Annotated in this window: 17 protein-coding genes; 6 read left to right on the top strand and 11 right to left on the bottom strand. The window is 60.8% G+C overall.

Going from position 1 to position 15302, the window contains the following annotated elements:
• Nucleotides 1-6 precede the first annotated feature (6 nt).
• From BMZ35_RS14235 to BMZ35_RS14225, 3 genes are read right to left on the bottom strand one after another with little or no spacing between them, the layout of a single operon-like run.
• Nucleotides 7-1395 (bottom strand): sensor histidine kinase, encoded by a 1389-nt coding sequence (locus tag BMZ35_RS14235; protein ID WP_093094537.1) that lies wholly within the window; start codon nucleotides 1393-1395, stop codon nucleotides 7-9.
• A 20-nt stretch (nucleotides 1396-1415) separates the two neighbouring features.
• Nucleotides 1416-2834 carry a dihydrolipoyl dehydrogenase family protein gene (locus BMZ35_RS14230; protein ID WP_093094536.1) on the bottom strand — a complete coding sequence of 473 codons (1419 nt, stop codon included), beginning with the start codon at nucleotides 2832-2834 and terminating at the stop codon, nucleotides 1416-1418.
• Nucleotides 2834-3574 carry a TVP38/TMEM64 family protein gene (locus BMZ35_RS14225; protein WP_093094535.1) on the bottom strand — a complete coding sequence of 247 codons (741 nt, stop codon included), beginning with the start codon at nucleotides 3572-3574 and terminating at the stop codon, nucleotides 2834-2836. The genes BMZ35_RS14230 and BMZ35_RS14225 overlap by 1 nt, the downstream gene beginning before the upstream one ends.
• 281 nt (nucleotides 3575-3855) lie before the next feature.
• Here BMZ35_RS14225 and rpmH point away from each other — a divergent pair, with 281 nt between their 5' ends.
• From rpmH to BMZ35_RS14195, 6 genes are all read left to right on the top strand, one after another.
• Nucleotides 3856-3990: a 50S ribosomal protein L34 gene (gene rpmH / locus BMZ35_RS14220; protein ID WP_005980833.1), complete on the top strand. Its 135-nt coding sequence runs from the start codon at nucleotides 3856-3858 to the stop codon at nucleotides 3988-3990.
• Nucleotides 3991-4017: 27 nt separating this feature from the next.
• Entirely contained in the window at nucleotides 4018-4437 is a 420-nt protein-coding gene (rnpA, locus tag BMZ35_RS14215) for a ribonuclease P protein component (protein ID WP_093094534.1), read from the top strand.
• A 341-nt stretch (nucleotides 4438-4778) separates the two neighbouring features.
• A complete protein-coding gene (gene argB / locus BMZ35_RS14210; RefSeq protein ID WP_093094533.1) occupies nucleotides 4779-5642 on the top strand; it encodes an acetylglutamate kinase in 864 nt (287 codons plus the stop codon).
• A 70-nt stretch (nucleotides 5643-5712) separates the two neighbouring features.
• The gene (locus BMZ35_RS14205; RefSeq protein ID WP_093094532.1) at nucleotides 5713-6507 is read left to right on the top strand and encodes a sterol desaturase family protein; all 795 of its coding nucleotides are present in this window, start codon (nucleotides 5713-5715) and stop codon (nucleotides 6505-6507) included.
• Nucleotides 6504-7163 (top strand): ferredoxin, encoded by a 660-nt coding sequence (locus BMZ35_RS14200; protein WP_093094531.1) that lies wholly within the window; start codon nucleotides 6504-6506, stop codon nucleotides 7161-7163. The genes BMZ35_RS14205 and BMZ35_RS14200 overlap by 4 nt, the downstream gene beginning before the upstream one ends.
• A complete protein-coding gene (locus tag BMZ35_RS14195; protein WP_093094530.1) occupies nucleotides 7153-7650 on the top strand; it encodes a SixA phosphatase family protein in 498 nt (165 codons plus the stop codon). The genes BMZ35_RS14200 and BMZ35_RS14195 overlap by 11 nt, the downstream gene beginning before the upstream one ends.
• Before the next feature lie 45 nt (nucleotides 7651-7695).
• Here BMZ35_RS14195 and BMZ35_RS14190 read toward each other — a convergent pair whose 3' ends face one another.
• The 8 genes from BMZ35_RS14190 to crcB all read right to left on the bottom strand — a co-directional run bounded on the left by BMZ35_RS14190 (nucleotide 7696) and on the right by crcB (nucleotide 15227).
• A complete protein-coding gene (locus BMZ35_RS14190; RefSeq protein WP_093094529.1) occupies nucleotides 7696-8487 on the bottom strand; it encodes an amino acid ABC transporter ATP-binding protein in 792 nt (263 codons plus the stop codon).
• 15 nt (nucleotides 8488-8502) lie between these two features.
• A complete protein-coding gene (locus BMZ35_RS14185) occupies nucleotides 8503-9804 on the bottom strand; it encodes an amino acid ABC transporter permease (RefSeq protein WP_093094528.1) in 1302 nt (433 codons plus the stop codon).
• Nucleotide 9805: 1 nt separating this feature from the next.
• Entirely contained in the window at nucleotides 9806-11074 is a 1269-nt protein-coding gene (locus tag BMZ35_RS14180; protein WP_093094527.1) for an amino acid ABC transporter permease, read from the bottom strand.
• 133 nt (nucleotides 11075-11207) lie between these two features.
• Complete coding sequence (locus BMZ35_RS14175; RefSeq protein ID WP_093094526.1) at nucleotides 11208-12224, bottom strand: amino acid ABC transporter substrate-binding protein; 1017 nt, start codon at nucleotides 12222-12224, stop codon at nucleotides 11208-11210.
• A gap of 202 nt (nucleotides 12225-12426) precedes the next feature.
• On the bottom strand, nucleotides 12427-13137 hold the full coding sequence (locus BMZ35_RS14170; protein ID WP_093094525.1) for an ATP12 family chaperone protein: 711 nt from the start codon (nucleotides 13135-13137) through the stop codon (nucleotides 12427-12429).
• 4 nt (nucleotides 13138-13141) lie between these two features.
• Nucleotides 13142-13813: an HAD-IA family hydrolase gene (locus BMZ35_RS14165; protein ID WP_093094524.1), complete on the bottom strand. Its 672-nt coding sequence runs from the start codon at nucleotides 13811-13813 to the stop codon at nucleotides 13142-13144.
• A complete protein-coding gene (locus BMZ35_RS14160) occupies nucleotides 13810-14853 on the bottom strand; it encodes an RluA family pseudouridine synthase (protein WP_093094523.1) in 1044 nt (347 codons plus the stop codon). The genes BMZ35_RS14165 and BMZ35_RS14160 overlap by 4 nt, the downstream gene beginning before the upstream one ends.
• The gene (gene crcB / locus BMZ35_RS14155) at nucleotides 14850-15227 is read right to left on the bottom strand and encodes a fluoride efflux transporter CrcB (RefSeq protein ID WP_093094522.1); all 378 of its coding nucleotides are present in this window, start codon (nucleotides 15225-15227) and stop codon (nucleotides 14850-14852) included. The genes BMZ35_RS14160 and crcB overlap by 4 nt, the downstream gene beginning before the upstream one ends.
• Between the last annotated feature and the right edge of the window lie 75 nt (nucleotides 15228-15302).

The following is a 15302-nucleotide window of genomic DNA, read 5'->3' as shown; positions in this document are numbered from 1 at the left end:
GAAAATTCATTGATCTGCCACATCCCCCTTGGGAAGGCAGATTTCAAAGCACGTACCGTCCTCCCCGGTGCCCTTCAATGTCAGGGTTCCGCCGTGTCCGCGCACCAGTTCGGCCGAGATCGCCAGCCCAAGACCCGACCCGCCCTTGCGAATCCCGCCCTGGAAGGGCTGGAACAGGTGTTCCTGCGCCTTGGGCGGCAGGCCCGGCCCGGTATCGCGCACTTCGATGAACCATGCCATGTCGTCTTCATGCGCGCTCACGGCGATCTCGCCCGGCTTGCCGGTGGCCACGATTGCCTGACGCGCATTGCGCACGAGGTTCGAAATCACGCGGTAAAGCTGTTCCGCATCGGCGCGCACCATCAGCCCCGCCGGAACATCTTCGGCAAAGCTCAAGTCATTCTCCCCCACTGCCAGCCGTTCGCCCTCGAACACATCCGACACGACATTCAGCAATGGCAGGCGGGTCAGCTTGGGGGGCGGCTCCTCGGCCCTGCCAAAGGCCAGAGTCGATTCGCACAGATGCACCGCGCGGGTGATCGAATTCACCAGCTTGGGCGCAAGGCGGCGCACCAGCGGGTCCTCGCTGGTTTCGATCCGGTCGGTGAATAGCTGCGCCGACGTGAGGATATTGCGCAGGTCATGGCTCACCTTGGCCACAGCCCCGCCCAGCTGCGCCAGCCGCTCCTTCTGCTTCAGCGCCGCGGTCAGCTCGATCTGCAGGCTCTGCAGCGCCTCTTCCGCCTCCCGCAGCTCGCTCACACCGGCGGTCGGCTGGATGATGCGGCGCGCATCCTCCGGCGCGGCGGCATAGGATTGCATGTACCCGACCACACCCTTGATCGGGCGCACGAGAATCGCCCGCACCGCCAGGAACAACAGGAACGCCGTCACCACCGAAATCACCGCCGACAGCACAAGGATACGCACCCCGTAATCCAACATCGCCATGCGCAGTCCGCTGGTCGCCATGGTGATCTCGATCAGCAATCCGGCCTCGCGCACCGGCGCTCCGATCACCCGGATCACCCGGTCCTCGCTGTGAAAAAGCTGCATCATCGCGTCCCGGATCAACTCGACGGCTCCGGCATTGCGCATGTCATAGGTCGCATCAATCGGGCGTGGGATCGGGCTGCTCAGCATCAGCTGGCGCACCTCGTCCCGCCGCAGAACCACGTTATAGACCTCGGCATTCTTGAGAAGTTCTTCCTCAAGCTCGGCGTCGATCATGTCATCCGCCAAAAGCGCCAGCGACGCGATCTGCGCCCGCTCCAACCGCGACAGCAGGTAATCCTCGCGATACCGCGCCACGGATGGCACAAAGATCAGCACTTCCGCCAGCATCACGAAGATGACGGTCAGAATCAGGAAACGGCCTGAAAGCGTGTTGAGCATGACCTATTGCCTATCCCGGTTCAGGGCAGCCAGCGTTGTACCAACCCGACCACCCGTTTGACTTTAGGATTATCAAACAGTTGCGGCGAGAAATAGGCCCCTGCCGCCCGCTTGTTGATTTCCCCGACGGTCGGATAGGGCGCCACCATCGCCGCCACCGCCGACATCTTGAGCTTGTTGGCAATCGCCAGGGCCCAGAGATTGATCAGTTCCCCGGCCTGCGGCCCAGCAATCGACACGCCCACGGGCCGCCCTTTGACCACCATCACCTTGATCAGCCCCTTCGCCTTGCGCTCGGCAATCAGACGGTCGTTGTGATCGAACTCGAATCGCGCGACCGTCAACCGGTCTCCATGAACCCTACGCGCCTCGGCCTCGGTCGGACCAATCTGCGCAAGCTCCGGGTCGGTATAGGTCGCATAGGGAATATGGTCGGTCCGCGCCTTGGCCGGCAGCCCAAACAGCGCCGACCGGATGATCACCCCGGCCTGATACCCGGCCACATGGGTAAACTGCATGCCCCCCGCAACATCTCCAATCGCATAAACCCGCCGGTTCGTGGTCTTCAGCGCGGCGTCCACCTTGATCCCGGTCCGGGTGGTCTCGATCCCCGCCGCCCCAAGGTCCAGCCTGTCGGTATTGGCCTTGCGCCCCACTGCCATCAAAAGATGCGATCCGGTAAAGCTGCGCCCATCCTTGGTCTCGACCGTGATCCGGCCCTGCTCCGACAACACCTGCGCCGCCATCGCGCCTTCCGCTATCTCCACGCCTTCGCCCCTCAGCGCCGCAAGCACGAACGCCGCCATTTCCGGGTCATCCTTGCCCAGCGCCCGTTCCCCTTCGATCACCGTCACCTTGCAGCCCAGCCGCACATGCGCCTGCGCCATCTCCATGCCGATCGGCCCACCGCCGATGATCAACAGGTGGTCGGGCTTTTCCTTTAACTCGAACAAGGTTTCATTGGTCAGGTACGGCACATCCTCCAGCCCCGGCACCGGCGGCACCAGCGGGCTCGACCCGGTGGCAATCACCACCCGCCGCGCCGTGATCCTGTGCCCCCCGGCCTCCACCACCCTGGGTGAAACGAAACGGCCATAGTCCCGGATCACCCGCACACCGAACCCTTCAAAGCGTTCCTGGCTGTCGACCGGGGCAATCTGCGCAATCACGTCCGCCACATGGGCCTTGGCCGCCGCATAGTCCACCTGGGGCGTCACATCGGCCACGCCATAGGCGCGGGCATGCGCCTGCCCAAACGCCGCCTTACCGCTCGCAATCAGCGCCTTGGACGGCACACAGCCCCAGTTAAGGCAATCCCCGCCCATCTCGTGCCCTTCCAGCAGCACGACTCGCGCGCCCATCTGCGCGGCCCCCGCCGCCACGGACAACCCCCCGGACCCGGCCCCGATAACCAGCAGATCGGTCTTGATCTCTTCCATCAAAGCGCCTCCCGGCCACGCACGGCCCTGATCACCATCGGCAGGGCGGCAAGCGCACAAAGCCCAAGGATCGGCCACAGGATATGCGGCTCGAAGATCACCCCAAGGTCCGGTGTCTCTCCGCGGGCAAAAACCTCGCCCAGCCCCGCCCCCACCGACGTGTAGACAAGCGCGCCGGGGATGATCCCGACAAAGGTGGAAAGGGCAAACCGCCACAGCGACACCCCAACCAGCGCAGGCACAAGGTTCGCCACGAAAAAAGGCACCAGCGGCATAAGCCGGATCAGGAACAGCATCGACCACTGGTTTTCATCAATGCCCCGCTTGATCGCCTTCACACGCCCCTCCGACGCATCCATCCGCGCTGCCAGCCGCTCACCCAGCCCCCAGCGCGCAGCCAGAAAGATCACCACCGCACCCACCGTGGCCGCACCGACATTGAACAGAGCACCGGGGAAAGTGCCGAACAGGAACCCCCCGGTCAGCGTCGCCACCGTTGCACCGGGCAGCGAAAAGCTCACTATGGCAACGTAAACCGCCATGAAGACCAGCACGGCCCCGAGGTAATGCGTATCCCGATACGCAATCAGCGCCTCGCGATGCTGGCTCAGGCTTTCGAAACTCAACACATCCTTCAACGTGAACGCGCCCAGAACCGCAACGGCGAGAATCGCCAGCAACGGCACCAGCCGTCCCCATCCCGTTTTCTCGTCTCTGTCCGTTTCCGTCACCTGAACCATCTTCTTTCCGTCTTTTGACCTGTGGCTTCAAAATGCGCCAACCAACCGGGAAACAACAGTCAACTCACGGCTCCTTGATCGCAAAACCCCGGTTTCGTGAAGAAAATCGCCCCAACCCGGCGAACTGTAACAATCCCGCATCCCTGGGCTTGCTTTTTTGTAGCAAAACCGCCATCTCGCGTTTGACATAAGTCCGGCACCCGCCTATAGACCGGGCTTCGAATAGCACATGGGCCCGCGATTCCTCGCCTGGGCGCCCTGATAATACGGAGACCGGAGCGATGAAACGCACCTATCAACCCTCGAACCTGGTTCGCAAACGCCGCCACGGCTTCCGTGCGCGCATGGCCACCAAAGCAGGCCGCAAGATTCTGAACGCACGCCGCGCACGCGGTCGCAAGTCGCTGAGCGCATAAGCTCACCGATCTGACGTTCTGACGCAGATGACACCGCCGGAGGCCCCCGCACAAGGCTCACAGAGCCCGGGGACAAAGCCTCCGGCGGTTTCTGCGCGTCTGGAGGTCCTGAAAAAGCGCCGCGATTTCGTCGCCGCCGCCCGGGCCCGCAAACAGGGCACCAAGGCCATGATGCTTCAGGCCCGCCCGCGCCGCGACAACGAAGACGTTGCGCCCGACATGATCCGCGTCGGCTTCACCTGCTCGAAAAAGGTCGGCAACGCCGTCGCCCGCAACCGCGCCAAACGCCGCCTGCGCGAAATTGCCCGGCTGGTCCTGCCCGTCCACGGCAAACCGGGCTGGGACTACGTTCTGATCGGCCGCGCAACCGAAACCGCCGCCCGCGATTTTGACGCCCTGCAATCCGACCTGAAATATGCCCTGCGCAAGGTCCACGCCGCGCGCTGAGCCCCCTTCTTTCTTTTTCCGGAAATACCCCGGGGGAGTCGCAGCCGCGCTGCGACGGGGGCAGCGCCCCCCTCCCGTCCGATGAAATTCTCGCCCGAAATTTCACACATCCCGTCACCTTCCCTCCGCGAATGATGCGTCCGCAGCCTTAACCCGCAAACCCTGCGCAAAAATACCGACGCAATACCGACGTGATGCCGACGCGATACCGAAGCGCCTTTTCTCTGTTAACCCAACTCTTTACACCCGATTCGCACCTCGCTCTCCTGCCGCGACGGCAACGCGCACTTGGCAGCACCTTAGCAAATCGGTAACTACTTCCTCCAAAGAGGTCAGCCGAGATGAAGAAACAAGACATGAACCGCGATTGGATCGCCACCGCCCGCACCCTGTCCCAGGCCCTGCCCTACCTGCAGCGCTACACGGATGCGATTGTCGTCATCAAGCTCGGCGGCCACGCCATGGGCAGCGATGAAGCCATGGAAGAATTTGCCCGCGACGTGGTGCTCATGCAGCAGGTCGGCGTCAACCCGGTAATCGTGCATGGCGGCGGCCCGATGATCAACGCGATGCTGGAACGCCTTGATATCAAATCGGAATTCGTCAACGGCAAACGTGTCACCGATGCGGCCACCGTCGAGGTGGTCGAGATGGTGCTCTCCGGTGTCGTCAACAAACGCATCGTTCAGGCCATCAACGGTCAGGGCGGCAAGGCCGTGGGTCTTTCAGGCAAGGACGCCAACCTCATGGTCTGTGACCAGACCAATCCCGATCTCGGATTCGTCGGCACCCCCGCCGAGATGAACCCGAAATTCCTCAAGGATCTCTTTGCCAATGACACGATCCCGGTGATTGCCCCGCTTGGCGCGGGCCGCAACGGGGAAACTTTCAACGTCAATGGCGACACAGCCGCCGGTGCGATTGCCGCCGCGCTCAAGGCGGACCGCCTGCTTCTGCTGACCGATGTCGCAGGGGTCAAGAACGCCGAAGGTGACGTCATGACCGAGCTGAAAGCCCAGCAAATCCGGGACCTTACAGCCGAAGGTGTGATTGCGGGCGGCATGATCCCCAAGACTGAAACCGCACTGGACGCGATCGAAGGCGGCGTACGCGCCGTGGTCATTCTTGATGGCCGCGCCCCCAATGCCTGCCTGCTTGAGCTCTTCACCGAACACGGTGCAGGGTCGCTGATCCGGGGCGACTGATCACGCGAGGGGTTTAAATATTCTTCGGGTGGAATATATCATGTGCCATCCCCGGCACATGAGGCCCTGCATGGAACATGAAACCCTGATCCGACTGTCCATCTTTGGCGGCCTGTTTGCCCTCTTCGCCACTATCGAGGCCCTCGCCCCGCGCCGCGCCCGCTCCCAGCCGCGCGGGCACCGCTGGCTGACCAACTGGGCGCTCTCCATCATCGACACGGTAACCCTGCGCGTGCTGGCTTTGGCCCTGCCGCTTCTTGCCGTTGGTGCGGCTGTGGATGCGGGCCAACAGGGCTGGGGCCTCTTCAACCTCATCGCTCTGCCCGGACCGATCGAACTTGTCCTCGCCATCCTGATCCTTGATTTTGCTATTTGGTTTCAGCACCTTGTCACCCATAAAATCCCGTTCCTCTGGCGTCTGCACAGGGTCCATCATGCCGATCGCGACATCGATGTGACCACCGCCATCCGTTTTCACCCGGTCGAGATTGCCCTGTCCATGCTGCTCAAGATCGGGCTTGTCTACTTGCTTGGCCCCTCGGCCCTTGCCATCATCCTGTTCGAGATCATCCTGAACGGGACCGCCATGTTCAACCACGCCAATATCAAGCTACCCCTGCCGCTGGATCGTGCCCTGCGGCTGGTGCTGGTTACGCCGGACATGCACCGCGTCCACCATTCGATTCACCGCCACGAACATGACAGCAATTTCGGCTTTGCCCTGTCGATCTGGGATCGCCTTTTCGGCACCTATATCGCCCAACCTGCCAAGGGCCATGAGGGCATGACCATCGGCCTGCAATGGCAGGACAAACGCCCCAACAAACTTGGCTGGAGCCTTGCCCTGCCGTTCTTCCGCAAATGACCTATGCCTTGATCGAAAAGGCTGCTCGGGCCAAACATCTTGAAATCCTTGGCGGATTTCACCCCGCTCCTGACGACGAACATCTCTCCGGCTTTGGCACGCTCTTGATGTTCGGCCCGCGCGAGCCAGGCTTTTGGGAGGCCTTCACAGCTCAATCCGAGTATCTCGACGGCACGCCCAACCCGGTCGACCGCTGGTCCTCACGCGTCATCACAAGCCTTGCCGTAGCCTTCAATGCCCATCCCCTTTTCCCCTATGGCGGGCCGCCCTATCAGCCCTTCTACCAATGGGCCCTGCGCACCGGGCGGTGTCACCCCTCTCCAATATCCCTCCTCGCACACGACACTGCGGGTCTTTTCGTAAGCTTCCGCGGCGCGCTGGCCTTCCAGCAAACGCTTGACCTGCCAGCCCCTCTGCCCAATCCCTGCACTACCTGCACGGCGCAGCCTTGCCGCACATCCTGCCCCGTAGACGCCTTTTCCGGCGGCGCTTATGACGTTGACGCCTGTCGCGCATACCTCACCCAAAATCGTCAGGGCAGTTGCATGTCGCAGGGCTGCGCGGCCCGCCGCGCTTGCCCCGTTTCGCAGGGCTATGGCAGGGTAGAGGCACAATCCGCGCTTCATATGCAGGCTTTCTTAACCAATGGCCCTTAAGCTCATCCTCACCCGGCACGCAAAATCAAGCTGGAGCATGCCAACGCTTTCCGATCACGACCGCCCGCTCAACAAACGCGGCCGTGAATCTGCCAAGGCTCTGGGGGACTGGTTGCGCGGTGAAAACATGCAACCGGATCAGGTGCTGACCTCCTCGGCGCAACGCACGCTGGAAACATTTGACCTGATGGGTTTTGATCTGGCACCCGAGAGTTTTCCGGAACTCTATCTGGCAGAGGCCGTTACAATGCTCCACGTCCTGAAGCAGGCCAAGGGGTCCAAGGTCATGATGATAGGGCACAATCCGGGAAACGGAGAATTCGCGCAAAGACTGGCTGCAAAGCTGCCTTCTCATCCCCGTTTTCTCGACTACCCGACCGGCGCCACAACCGTCTTCAATTTCAATATAGACCATTGGCAGGATGTTGCCTTTGGCACCGGCAATGTCGAAGAATTCGTCATTCCACGTGAATTGGTCCGAACGTGAAAAAGGCGGGGAAAACCCCGCCTTTTCTTTCTATTTTCAATATGATCAGTGACCGAGGATCTGGCTGAGGAACAGCTTGGTCCGGTCGCTCTTCGGGTTGTTGAAGAACTCTTCCGGCTCGTTCTGTTCCACGATCTGACCCGCGTCCATAAAGATCACGCGGTTCGCCACCTGACGGGCAAAGCCCATCTCGTGCGTCACGCAGAGCATGGTCATGCCCTCTTCGGCGAGCTCGATCATGGTGTCGAGCACCTCCTTGATCATCTCCGGGTCAAGCGCCGAGGTCGGTTCGTCGAACAGCATAATGCGCGGACGCATGCACAGCGAGCGGGCAATGGCCACACGCTGCTGCTGACCACCGGACAACTGGCCGGGATACTTGTCGGCCTGTTCGGGGATCTTCACCTTCTCAAGGAAATGCATTGCCGTTTCTTCCGCCTCTTTACGGGGCGTCTTGCGCACCCAAATCGGGGCCAGCGTACAGTTTTCCAGAATGGTAAGGTGCGGGAACAGGTTGAAGTGCTGGAAGCACATACCAACTTCAGACCGGATCTTGTCGATGTTTTTCAGGTCCGAGGTCAACTCGGTCCCATCCACGACAATGCTGCCCTGCTGGTGCTCTTCCAGACGGTTGATGCAGCGGATCAGGGTCGATTTCCCAGAGCCGGACGGCCCGGCGATCACGATCCTCTCCCCCTCGTTCACCGTCAAGTTGATGTCGCGCAGAACGTGGAACGATCCGTACCACTTGTTCATATTGGTGATTTCAATCGCGACATTGTCCGAGACGTGCATCTTGGAGCGGTCAATCTCGCGGTCAGTCATAAGTTCAGACATTTCATGAACTCCTAATTAGTGACCTGTATGAAGCTTGCGCTCCAGGTACATGGAATAGCGGGACATGGAGAAGCACACGATGAAGAACAGGAACGCGATGAACGCGAAGAGTTCCCAGTAGATGCCGTTCCACGCGGTATCGGCCCGGATGGCGTTGGACAAACCGATCACATCGAAAAGCCCGATGATCGACACAAGGGTGGTATCCTTGAAGATGCCGATAAACGTGCTCACGATGCCAGGGATCGAGATTTTCAACGCCTGGGGCATGATGATCAGACGCTGCGCCTGCCAGTAGTTGAGACCAAGACTGTCAGCCCCCTCGTACTGGCCCTTGGGCAGCGCGGCGAGACCACCCCGGATCACCTCGGCCATATAGGCCGCGGCAAACAGGGTCATCATGATCATCACCCGCAAGATGATGTCAAAGTTGGTGCCCGGCGGCAGGAACAGGTTCAGCAAGAGCGATGCCACGAACAACAGCGTGATCAGTGGCACGCCCCGGATGAACTCGATGAACCCGACGCACAGCGTCTTGACGATGAACAGGTCCGACTGACGGCCCAGTGCCAGGACGATGCCGATGGGCAACGAACAGCCAATCGCTACGATCCCGAGCAACACGGCCAGCATGAAGCCCCCGAACTTGCGGCTCTCGACGGCCTCGATCCCGATCGGGATGACGCTGTCAATGGCACCGGCCACGCCGCCCGCAAGGAACAGCCACCAGATGATCGGTAGGGCAAACGCCGCGATGATCGCGACAAGGCCACCCGCGACAGGCACCAGAATGCGGTATCCCAGATAGCCGATCGCAAACCCGGCAGCCACCATGATCGGCCCCCAGATCGAACCACCCCACAAGAGCCAGGGCATCAGGAACGGATAGGCCGCAGTCAGGTACCAGAGCTGGCGTGGGCTTTGCTCCGCGAACAGCACCGGCGCCAGGGCAACCAGCGTCAGCACCAGCGCAAGGTTAACGCGCCAGTAGAGATGATCCGGATAGAACCCGTACAAGAGCTGCAACCAGCGCTCGTTCACCACGCCCCAACAGGCATGCCCATGTGTGCTGCCCCAGGTCTCGGTCATGATCTCGCGACATTCATTCAGCGAGTCCGCGTTCCAGACCGATTGGAAAACCCACGGCACCAGCCCAGAGAGCACATAGTAGATAAACCCCAGCGCCACGACGGTCAGGATCGAGTTGAACCAGCCCGAGAACAGGTTTTCACGCAGCCAGCCGACGATACCAACGGTCGACGCCGGCGGCTCCTTTTCAGGGAGCATTTCGGTGCGGACAAAAGCTTGATCACTCATCTTATCTCTCCACCAATGCGACGCGTGCGTTGTACCAGTTCATCACCATCGAGATGCTCAAGCTAATGAGAAGGTAACAGCCCATCAGCATCAGAACGCATTCAAGCTCGCGGCCTGTCTGGTTCATGGTGATGCCGCCCAGCGTACCCGTGATATCCATGTAGCCCACCGCGATCGCCAGCGACGAGTTCTTGGTGAGGTTCAGATAGTTTGAGATCATCGGCGGAATGATCACCCGCAGCGCCTGCGGCAGGATCACGAGGCGCATCGTCTTGCCCGGACGCAGGCCCAACGCGTTTGCCGCCTCGGTCTGACCATGGCTGATGGCAAGGATACCACCCCGCACGATCTCGGCAATGAAGGCCGCCGTATAGAGCGACAGCGCCAGCCAGAGTGCAATGAGCGAGTTGCGCATATGGGTACCGCCCGTGAAGTTGAAACCCTTCAACTCCGGATAGCCCAGATGAAAGCCCAACACCGCCAAAAGCGCGATCATCGGCACGAACAGGATGGCAAGGTTGACGTGCCACGTCTTGGGCCGGACCCCTGTCGTCTCCTGAATGTGGGCGGCGCGGGACGTAACCTTGCGCACGGCAAAGATGCTGGCAATCAGAACGACCAGAATAGCCATGAGATCCAGGGAAACGTCGAAACGCAGCGACGAGTCACCGAACAGGTGGATACTGCCAAGGCTGTTGGAAAACAGCGGCTCGGGGACGTAAACCCCGCGATTGGTGATCGCCACGCTGTCGAAAACCTTCATTGTGGCTTCCGGGTTGTCCCCCCTGAATGCGCGCGGCGCGGGCAGGCTTTCGATCAGGATGGCCATCGCCAGCACGATCCAGAGCAGCACCGGCACGTTGCGGAACATTTCCACGTAGACGGTCATGATCCTGGCAACCAGCCAGTTCTTGGAAAGGCGCAGGACACCTACCAAAACGCCGACGATCGTGGCCGTGATACAGCCCAGGACAGCGACGACAAGCGTGTTGATCAATCCGATGAAGGAGGCACGCAGATGCGTGTCGCGACTATTATAATCCAGCAGGCGCTGGTTGATGTCATAGCTCGCAGGTTCGCCCAGAAAGCCGAGGTCGATGGGTTTGCCCAGCGTGGCAAGGTTGGTCAGCGTGTTGTTGAGCAGCCAGGCCGCCAGCAACATGAAGCCCAGCATCGCGACAGCCTGGATCGTCAAGGAACGATACCGGGTGTCGTATATGAGCATAGACAGCCGGAACGACGCCTTGGGAGGGTCGGTCAAAGTGGTCATTTGGATACTTCCCCGTTACTCGGCCGATTGAGTATTCTTTGACAACGTTGTGCCGTGGCCGAATTTTGGTTTGTTGTGTCACCTTATGTGACAAGGGCGCGAAGTTTCCTTCGCGCCCTTCATTGATTGGATCTTACCGGAAGGGCGGCGAGTAGATCAGGCCGCCATCGGTCCACTGAGCGTTCAGGCCACGGGCCAGACCGATCGGAGTGTTTTCACCGATGTTCTTCTCGAACAGTTCGCCATAGTTGCCGCTCGCCATGATGGCGTTCTTGGCCCAGTCAGCCGACAGACCGAGCATTTCGCCCAAGTTGCCTTCGCTGCCCAGAAGACGGTTCACTTCGGGGTTGTTGGTGCCGGCGGACATTTCGCCGATATTTGCCGAGCTCACGCCCAGTTCTTCTGCAGTGATCAGAGCGTTGAGCGTCCAGCGCACAACGTCACCCCAGTTGTCGTCGCCGTGACGGACCAGCGGGCCCAGCGGCTCTTTCGAAATGATCTCGGGCAGCAGGACATGCGCCGACGGATCTTCAAAGGTCGCGCGAGTTGCCGCGAGGCCCGAAGCGTCGGTGGTGTACACGTCACAGGCACCGGCAAGGTACTGCTGCTGTGCTTCTGCATTGGTTTCGATCGGAACCGGCTCATAGCTGATGTTGTTCGAGCGGAAGAAGTCCGCCAGGTTCAGCTCGGTTGTGGTGCCGGTCTGGATACAAACGGTTGCGCCGTCCAGTTCCTTGGCCGAGGACACACCCAGCTCCTTGGGAACCATGAAGCCCTGACCGTCATAATAGTTCACGCCCACGAAGGTGAACTTCAGGTCCACGTCACGCGAGAAGGTCCAGGTGGTGTTGCGGGCCAGCATGTCGATCTCGCCCGACGCCAGCGCGGTGAAACGGGTCTTACCGGTGGTCGGCACGAACTCAACAGCTTTGGGATCCCCCAGAACAGCAGCAGCAACCGCGCGGCAAACACCGACGTCAAAGCCGCCCCACTCGCCATTCGCGTCCGGTGCAGCAAAGCCGACCAGACCGGTGGTCACACCGCAGTTCAGCTTGCCGCGCGCTTTTACATCGTCAAGCGTTCCAGCGGCCGCAGCACCAGCAGCCAGGCCCGCTACGGTCAGCGCACCAAAAATTACGGATTTTTTCATTTTTACCTCTTCCTGATGTTCCACCCGTTTTCGGGCGGATTGTCGGCCTTGGATAGCCGTATAGGAGGCAACGGGACACAAGCCCCTACACCCCACTGTCACAGTTTGGGCGCATTCATCGCGAAACGTCAAGGGCTCCATCAACGAATTCAATCATTGCTTGCGCCAAACAATCCGCCACGCAAGTATCAGACAATTCAGTTTATTTTTGCGACATATTGAAAAAGCGATGGGCGTGCAGGAATGCCAGTTCTTTGGTTTTGGCCTGCGCAGCGGCTTCTTCGTCGACGCCCCATTGGTCTTCCTGCCAGGTTTCATCGATTCTGGAGAGCCGCCAAAGCTCTTCGATTGGCCGCTCATTCCGAGTCGCTGCAAAGCCGATTACGAGCGAACCCGAAAGGCTGACCAGATCGTGAAAGGCGGCCAGTTCGAAATTGTTGAACCCATGAACCCGTTCGCGCAACCGCCCAAGGCTCGCCGGGTCCTGGGCTTCGTGGACCACCCCTGCGACAACCCTCAGGTCGGCCCCCAGAGACTCGGACGCCCAGCGTAACAGCGGGTCCCAGGCCTCTGCCTGCCGGGCGATCAGTTCTTCCGGCGCAGTGGCACGGTAACAAAGCAGATCACTGCCCCCGTACTCAGCCAACATGTCCGCGACCTCGGCGTGCTGGATCGCGACCTTGTCAATTGCGGCATTCGCCGACCGTGTGACCGGCATGGTCGTCGGATCGATTTCCCCTTCCTGCGCGTCCCATTCCGCGGCAATACCCTGCGCCATGTCCTCGGTCGGGACAATCAGGCTTGCCTTGGCCGGCGTCTTGAGCGCCCGCCCGTCAAGTTGCACCGAATACCCGTCTTCCTCGGCGCCTACCGATGCTTCCTTCCAGAATCGCTTTTTTGCCCAGCCGCTCATTCCGTCATTCCCAAATCTGTTCCAAGGCCCGGTCCAGGTCGTCAAACCGGTCGATCACCACGTCCGCCGCCTGCAAGGCCTTGCGGTCGTGATAGCCCCAGCTGACCCCGATGGCCCGCATCCCCGCAGCCCGTGCCATTTCCATGTCAAAACTCGTATCGCCGATCATCACCGACGCGTCTGCAGCGACACCCGTTTCCCGCATCGCCGCATGCAGCATCGCTGGATGCGGTTTCGAGGGATGATGGTCGGCCACCTGCTCGGTCACGAAAATCCCTTGCAGACCATGCCCTTCGATCAGCTTATCGAGACCCCGCCGGGATTTGCCGGTGGCCACCCCCAACAGAACCTCGTCCACGGCCCGCAAACGTGCGAGTGCAGCCGCCGCCCCCGGATACAAGGGCGACGACACTTGCGTCCCCGCATCCCGACGCCGCTGCATATAGCTCGACTTGTAGGCCTCAACCATTTTCTCCCGCATGCGCGCAGGTGCGTCCGGCGCCAGACGCTCCATCGCCTCCGGCAGGGACAACCCGACGATACCCAGCACGTCTTCACGCTCCGGTACGGCGATTTCGACAGCCTCGAAAGCCGACATCATGGCCCCCAGAATATCGGCCTGGCTGTCCACGAGCGTCCCGTCCACGTCGAAGACGACAAGGCGCAAATCGCTCATTGCAGCGCCTCGAACGGATCATCCGCAGCGAGGTCCGGTGTCCACTGAAAGGTCTCGAACGTATGCTCCATGTGCTCGGGCAACGGCGCCTCCACCGTGATCAGCTTCTTGGTCACCGGATGCTCAAAGCGCATTGTGCGCGCGTGCAGATGAAGCTTGTTGCTGATGATCCCACCTAGATGCGCGCCCCAACCATCGCCAAGGTTTTCCTGCCCGGAACCGCCATACTTGCCATCCCCGATGATCGGATGCCCGATCTCGGCCATGTGGGCGCGAAGCTGGTGTGTGCGCCCGGTGATCGGTTCCATCGCCACCCATGCCGCGCGGCTCGCCACCCGGTAGAGCGTGGCATATTGCGTGATCGCACGTTTGGCACCGGACGTGGACTCTACATCGCGTGGATGCACGCAATGCATCTTTTCGCCCTCACCGCGCTTGCCATGGCCCGGCGCCTTGACCAGCCCATACTTGATTTCGCCGAGATACGGTGTTGGCACCCCGGCCACCACCGCCCAATAGATCTTGCGTGTCTCCCGATGCCGGATCGCCGCTGTCAGCGCCGCCGCCATCGGCCGAGTCCGCGCAAGCAACAGAACACCGGACGTGTCCTTGTCGAGCCGATGCACAAGCCGGGGTTTTTCCTCGTAACCAAATGTCAGCGCCTCGGCCAATCCGTCCACATGCTTGGTCTGTTTGCTGCCACCTTGCGTGGGCAAACCTGGCGGCTTGTTGAGCGCAATGATGTGGTCATCGCGATAGATCACGCAGTCGCGGATCATCCGCGCGTCCTTGTCCGAGATCCGCATCTTGCCCGGTTCGGGCCGCTCCCCGGGTTCCGGCAGCGGCGGAATGCGCACCTGTTGCCCGGTGCTCAGCCGCGTCGAGGCCTTGGCCCGCGCGCCATCGACGCGGATTTCCCCCTTGCGGCACATCTTCTCGATCCGCCCTTGCCCAACATGCGGAAACATCCGCCGGAACCAGCGGTCCAGCCGTTGATCCGTATCACCCGGACCGACGATGATTGTCTGTACACGGTTCATGCAAATACTCCTCGCGCGACAATGACTCCAAGGACCAGCGCGCCAATCGATCCCAAAACCGAGATCAGCACATAGCTTACCGCGGCCCCAACCTGCCCCCGCTCAAACAGGTTCACCGCCTCAAGCGAAAACGCCGAGAACGTCGTGAAGCCCCCAAGCAACCCGGTCATCACCAGCGGCGACAAATGCGTCAAACCGCGATATGCAGCAGCGACCACGAACATTCCCATCAGGAACGACCCGAGGATGTTCACAGTGATGATCGCCATTGGAAACCCGTGCCCGACAAGACGCACGACGCCCAGTCCTACAAGGTATCGCAGGCTCGCGCCCATCGCGCCGCCCAGCGCCACATATGCCAAAGATGTCACCATGCCCGGTCCATCGCGCGCGCCACGCCGGATGTCAAGCGCAGCACCCCTGACTTTCTTTTTCCAGAAATACCCCGG

The organism is Shimia aestuarii (genome assembly GCF_900114635.1).
In the GTDB taxonomy this organism is placed as follows: Bacteria; Pseudomonadota; Alphaproteobacteria; order Rhodobacterales; family Rhodobacteraceae; genus Shimia; species Shimia aestuarii.
The sequence above is the reverse complement of the archived record's forward strand: the minus strand, read 5'-3'. Positions and strand labels throughout refer to the sequence as shown.

Excerpts from the sequence above, each read along its gene's own strand:
- BMZ35_RS14160 (WP_093094523.1), bottom strand. The coding sequence starts at position 14,853 with ATGAACCGTGTACAGACAATCATCGTCGGTCCGGGTGATACGGATCAA.
- rpmH (WP_005980833.1), top strand. The coding sequence starts at position 3,856 with ATGAAACGCACCTATCAACCCTCGAACCTGGTTCGCAAACGCCGCCAC.
- BMZ35_RS14200 (WP_093094531.1), top strand. The coding sequence starts at position 6,504 with ATGACCTATGCCTTGATCGAAAAGGCTGCTCGGGCCAAACATCTTGAA.
- BMZ35_RS14205 (WP_093094532.1), top strand. The coding sequence starts at position 5,713 with ATGGAACATGAAACCCTGATCCGACTGTCCATCTTTGGCGGCCTGTTT.
- BMZ35_RS14180 (WP_093094527.1), bottom strand. The coding sequence starts at position 11,074 with ATGACCACTTTGACCGACCCTCCCAAGGCGTCGTTCCGGCTGTCTATG.
- BMZ35_RS14170 (WP_093094525.1), bottom strand. The coding sequence starts at position 13,137 with ATGAGCGGCTGGGCAAAAAAGCGATTCTGGAAGGAAGCATCGGTAGGC.
- BMZ35_RS14175 (WP_093094526.1), bottom strand. The coding sequence starts at position 12,224 with ATGAAAAAATCCGTAATTTTTGGTGCGCTGACCGTAGCGGGCCTGGCT.
- BMZ35_RS14230 (WP_093094536.1), bottom strand. The coding sequence starts at position 2,834 with ATGGAAGAGATCAAGACCGATCTGCTGGTTATCGGGGCCGGGTCCGGG.
- BMZ35_RS14225 (WP_093094535.1), bottom strand. The coding sequence starts at position 3,574 with ATGGTTCAGGTGACGGAAACGGACAGAGACGAGAAAACGGGATGGGGA.
- BMZ35_RS14185 (WP_093094528.1), bottom strand. The coding sequence starts at position 9,804 with ATGAGTGATCAAGCTTTTGTCCGCACCGAAATGCTCCCTGAAAAGGAG.
- BMZ35_RS14195 (WP_093094530.1), top strand. The coding sequence starts at position 7,153 with ATGGCCCTTAAGCTCATCCTCACCCGGCACGCAAAATCAAGCTGGAGC.
- argB (WP_093094533.1), top strand. The coding sequence starts at position 4,779 with ATGAAGAAACAAGACATGAACCGCGATTGGATCGCCACCGCCCGCACC.
- BMZ35_RS14235 (WP_093094537.1), bottom strand. The coding sequence starts at position 1,395 with ATGCTCAACACGCTTTCAGGCCGTTTCCTGATTCTGACCGTCATCTTC.
- BMZ35_RS14190 (WP_093094529.1), bottom strand. The coding sequence starts at position 8,487 with ATGTCTGAACTTATGACTGACCGCGAGATTGACCGCTCCAAGATGCAC.
- rnpA (WP_093094534.1), top strand. The coding sequence starts at position 4,018 with ATGACACCGCCGGAGGCCCCCGCACAAGGCTCACAGAGCCCGGGGACA.
- BMZ35_RS14165 (WP_093094524.1), bottom strand. The coding sequence starts at position 13,813 with ATGAGCGATTTGCGCCTTGTCGTCTTCGACGTGGACGGGACGCTCGTG.
- crcB (WP_093094522.1), bottom strand. The coding sequence starts at position 15,227 with ATGGTGACATCTTTGGCATATGTGGCGCTGGGCGGCGCGATGGGCGCG.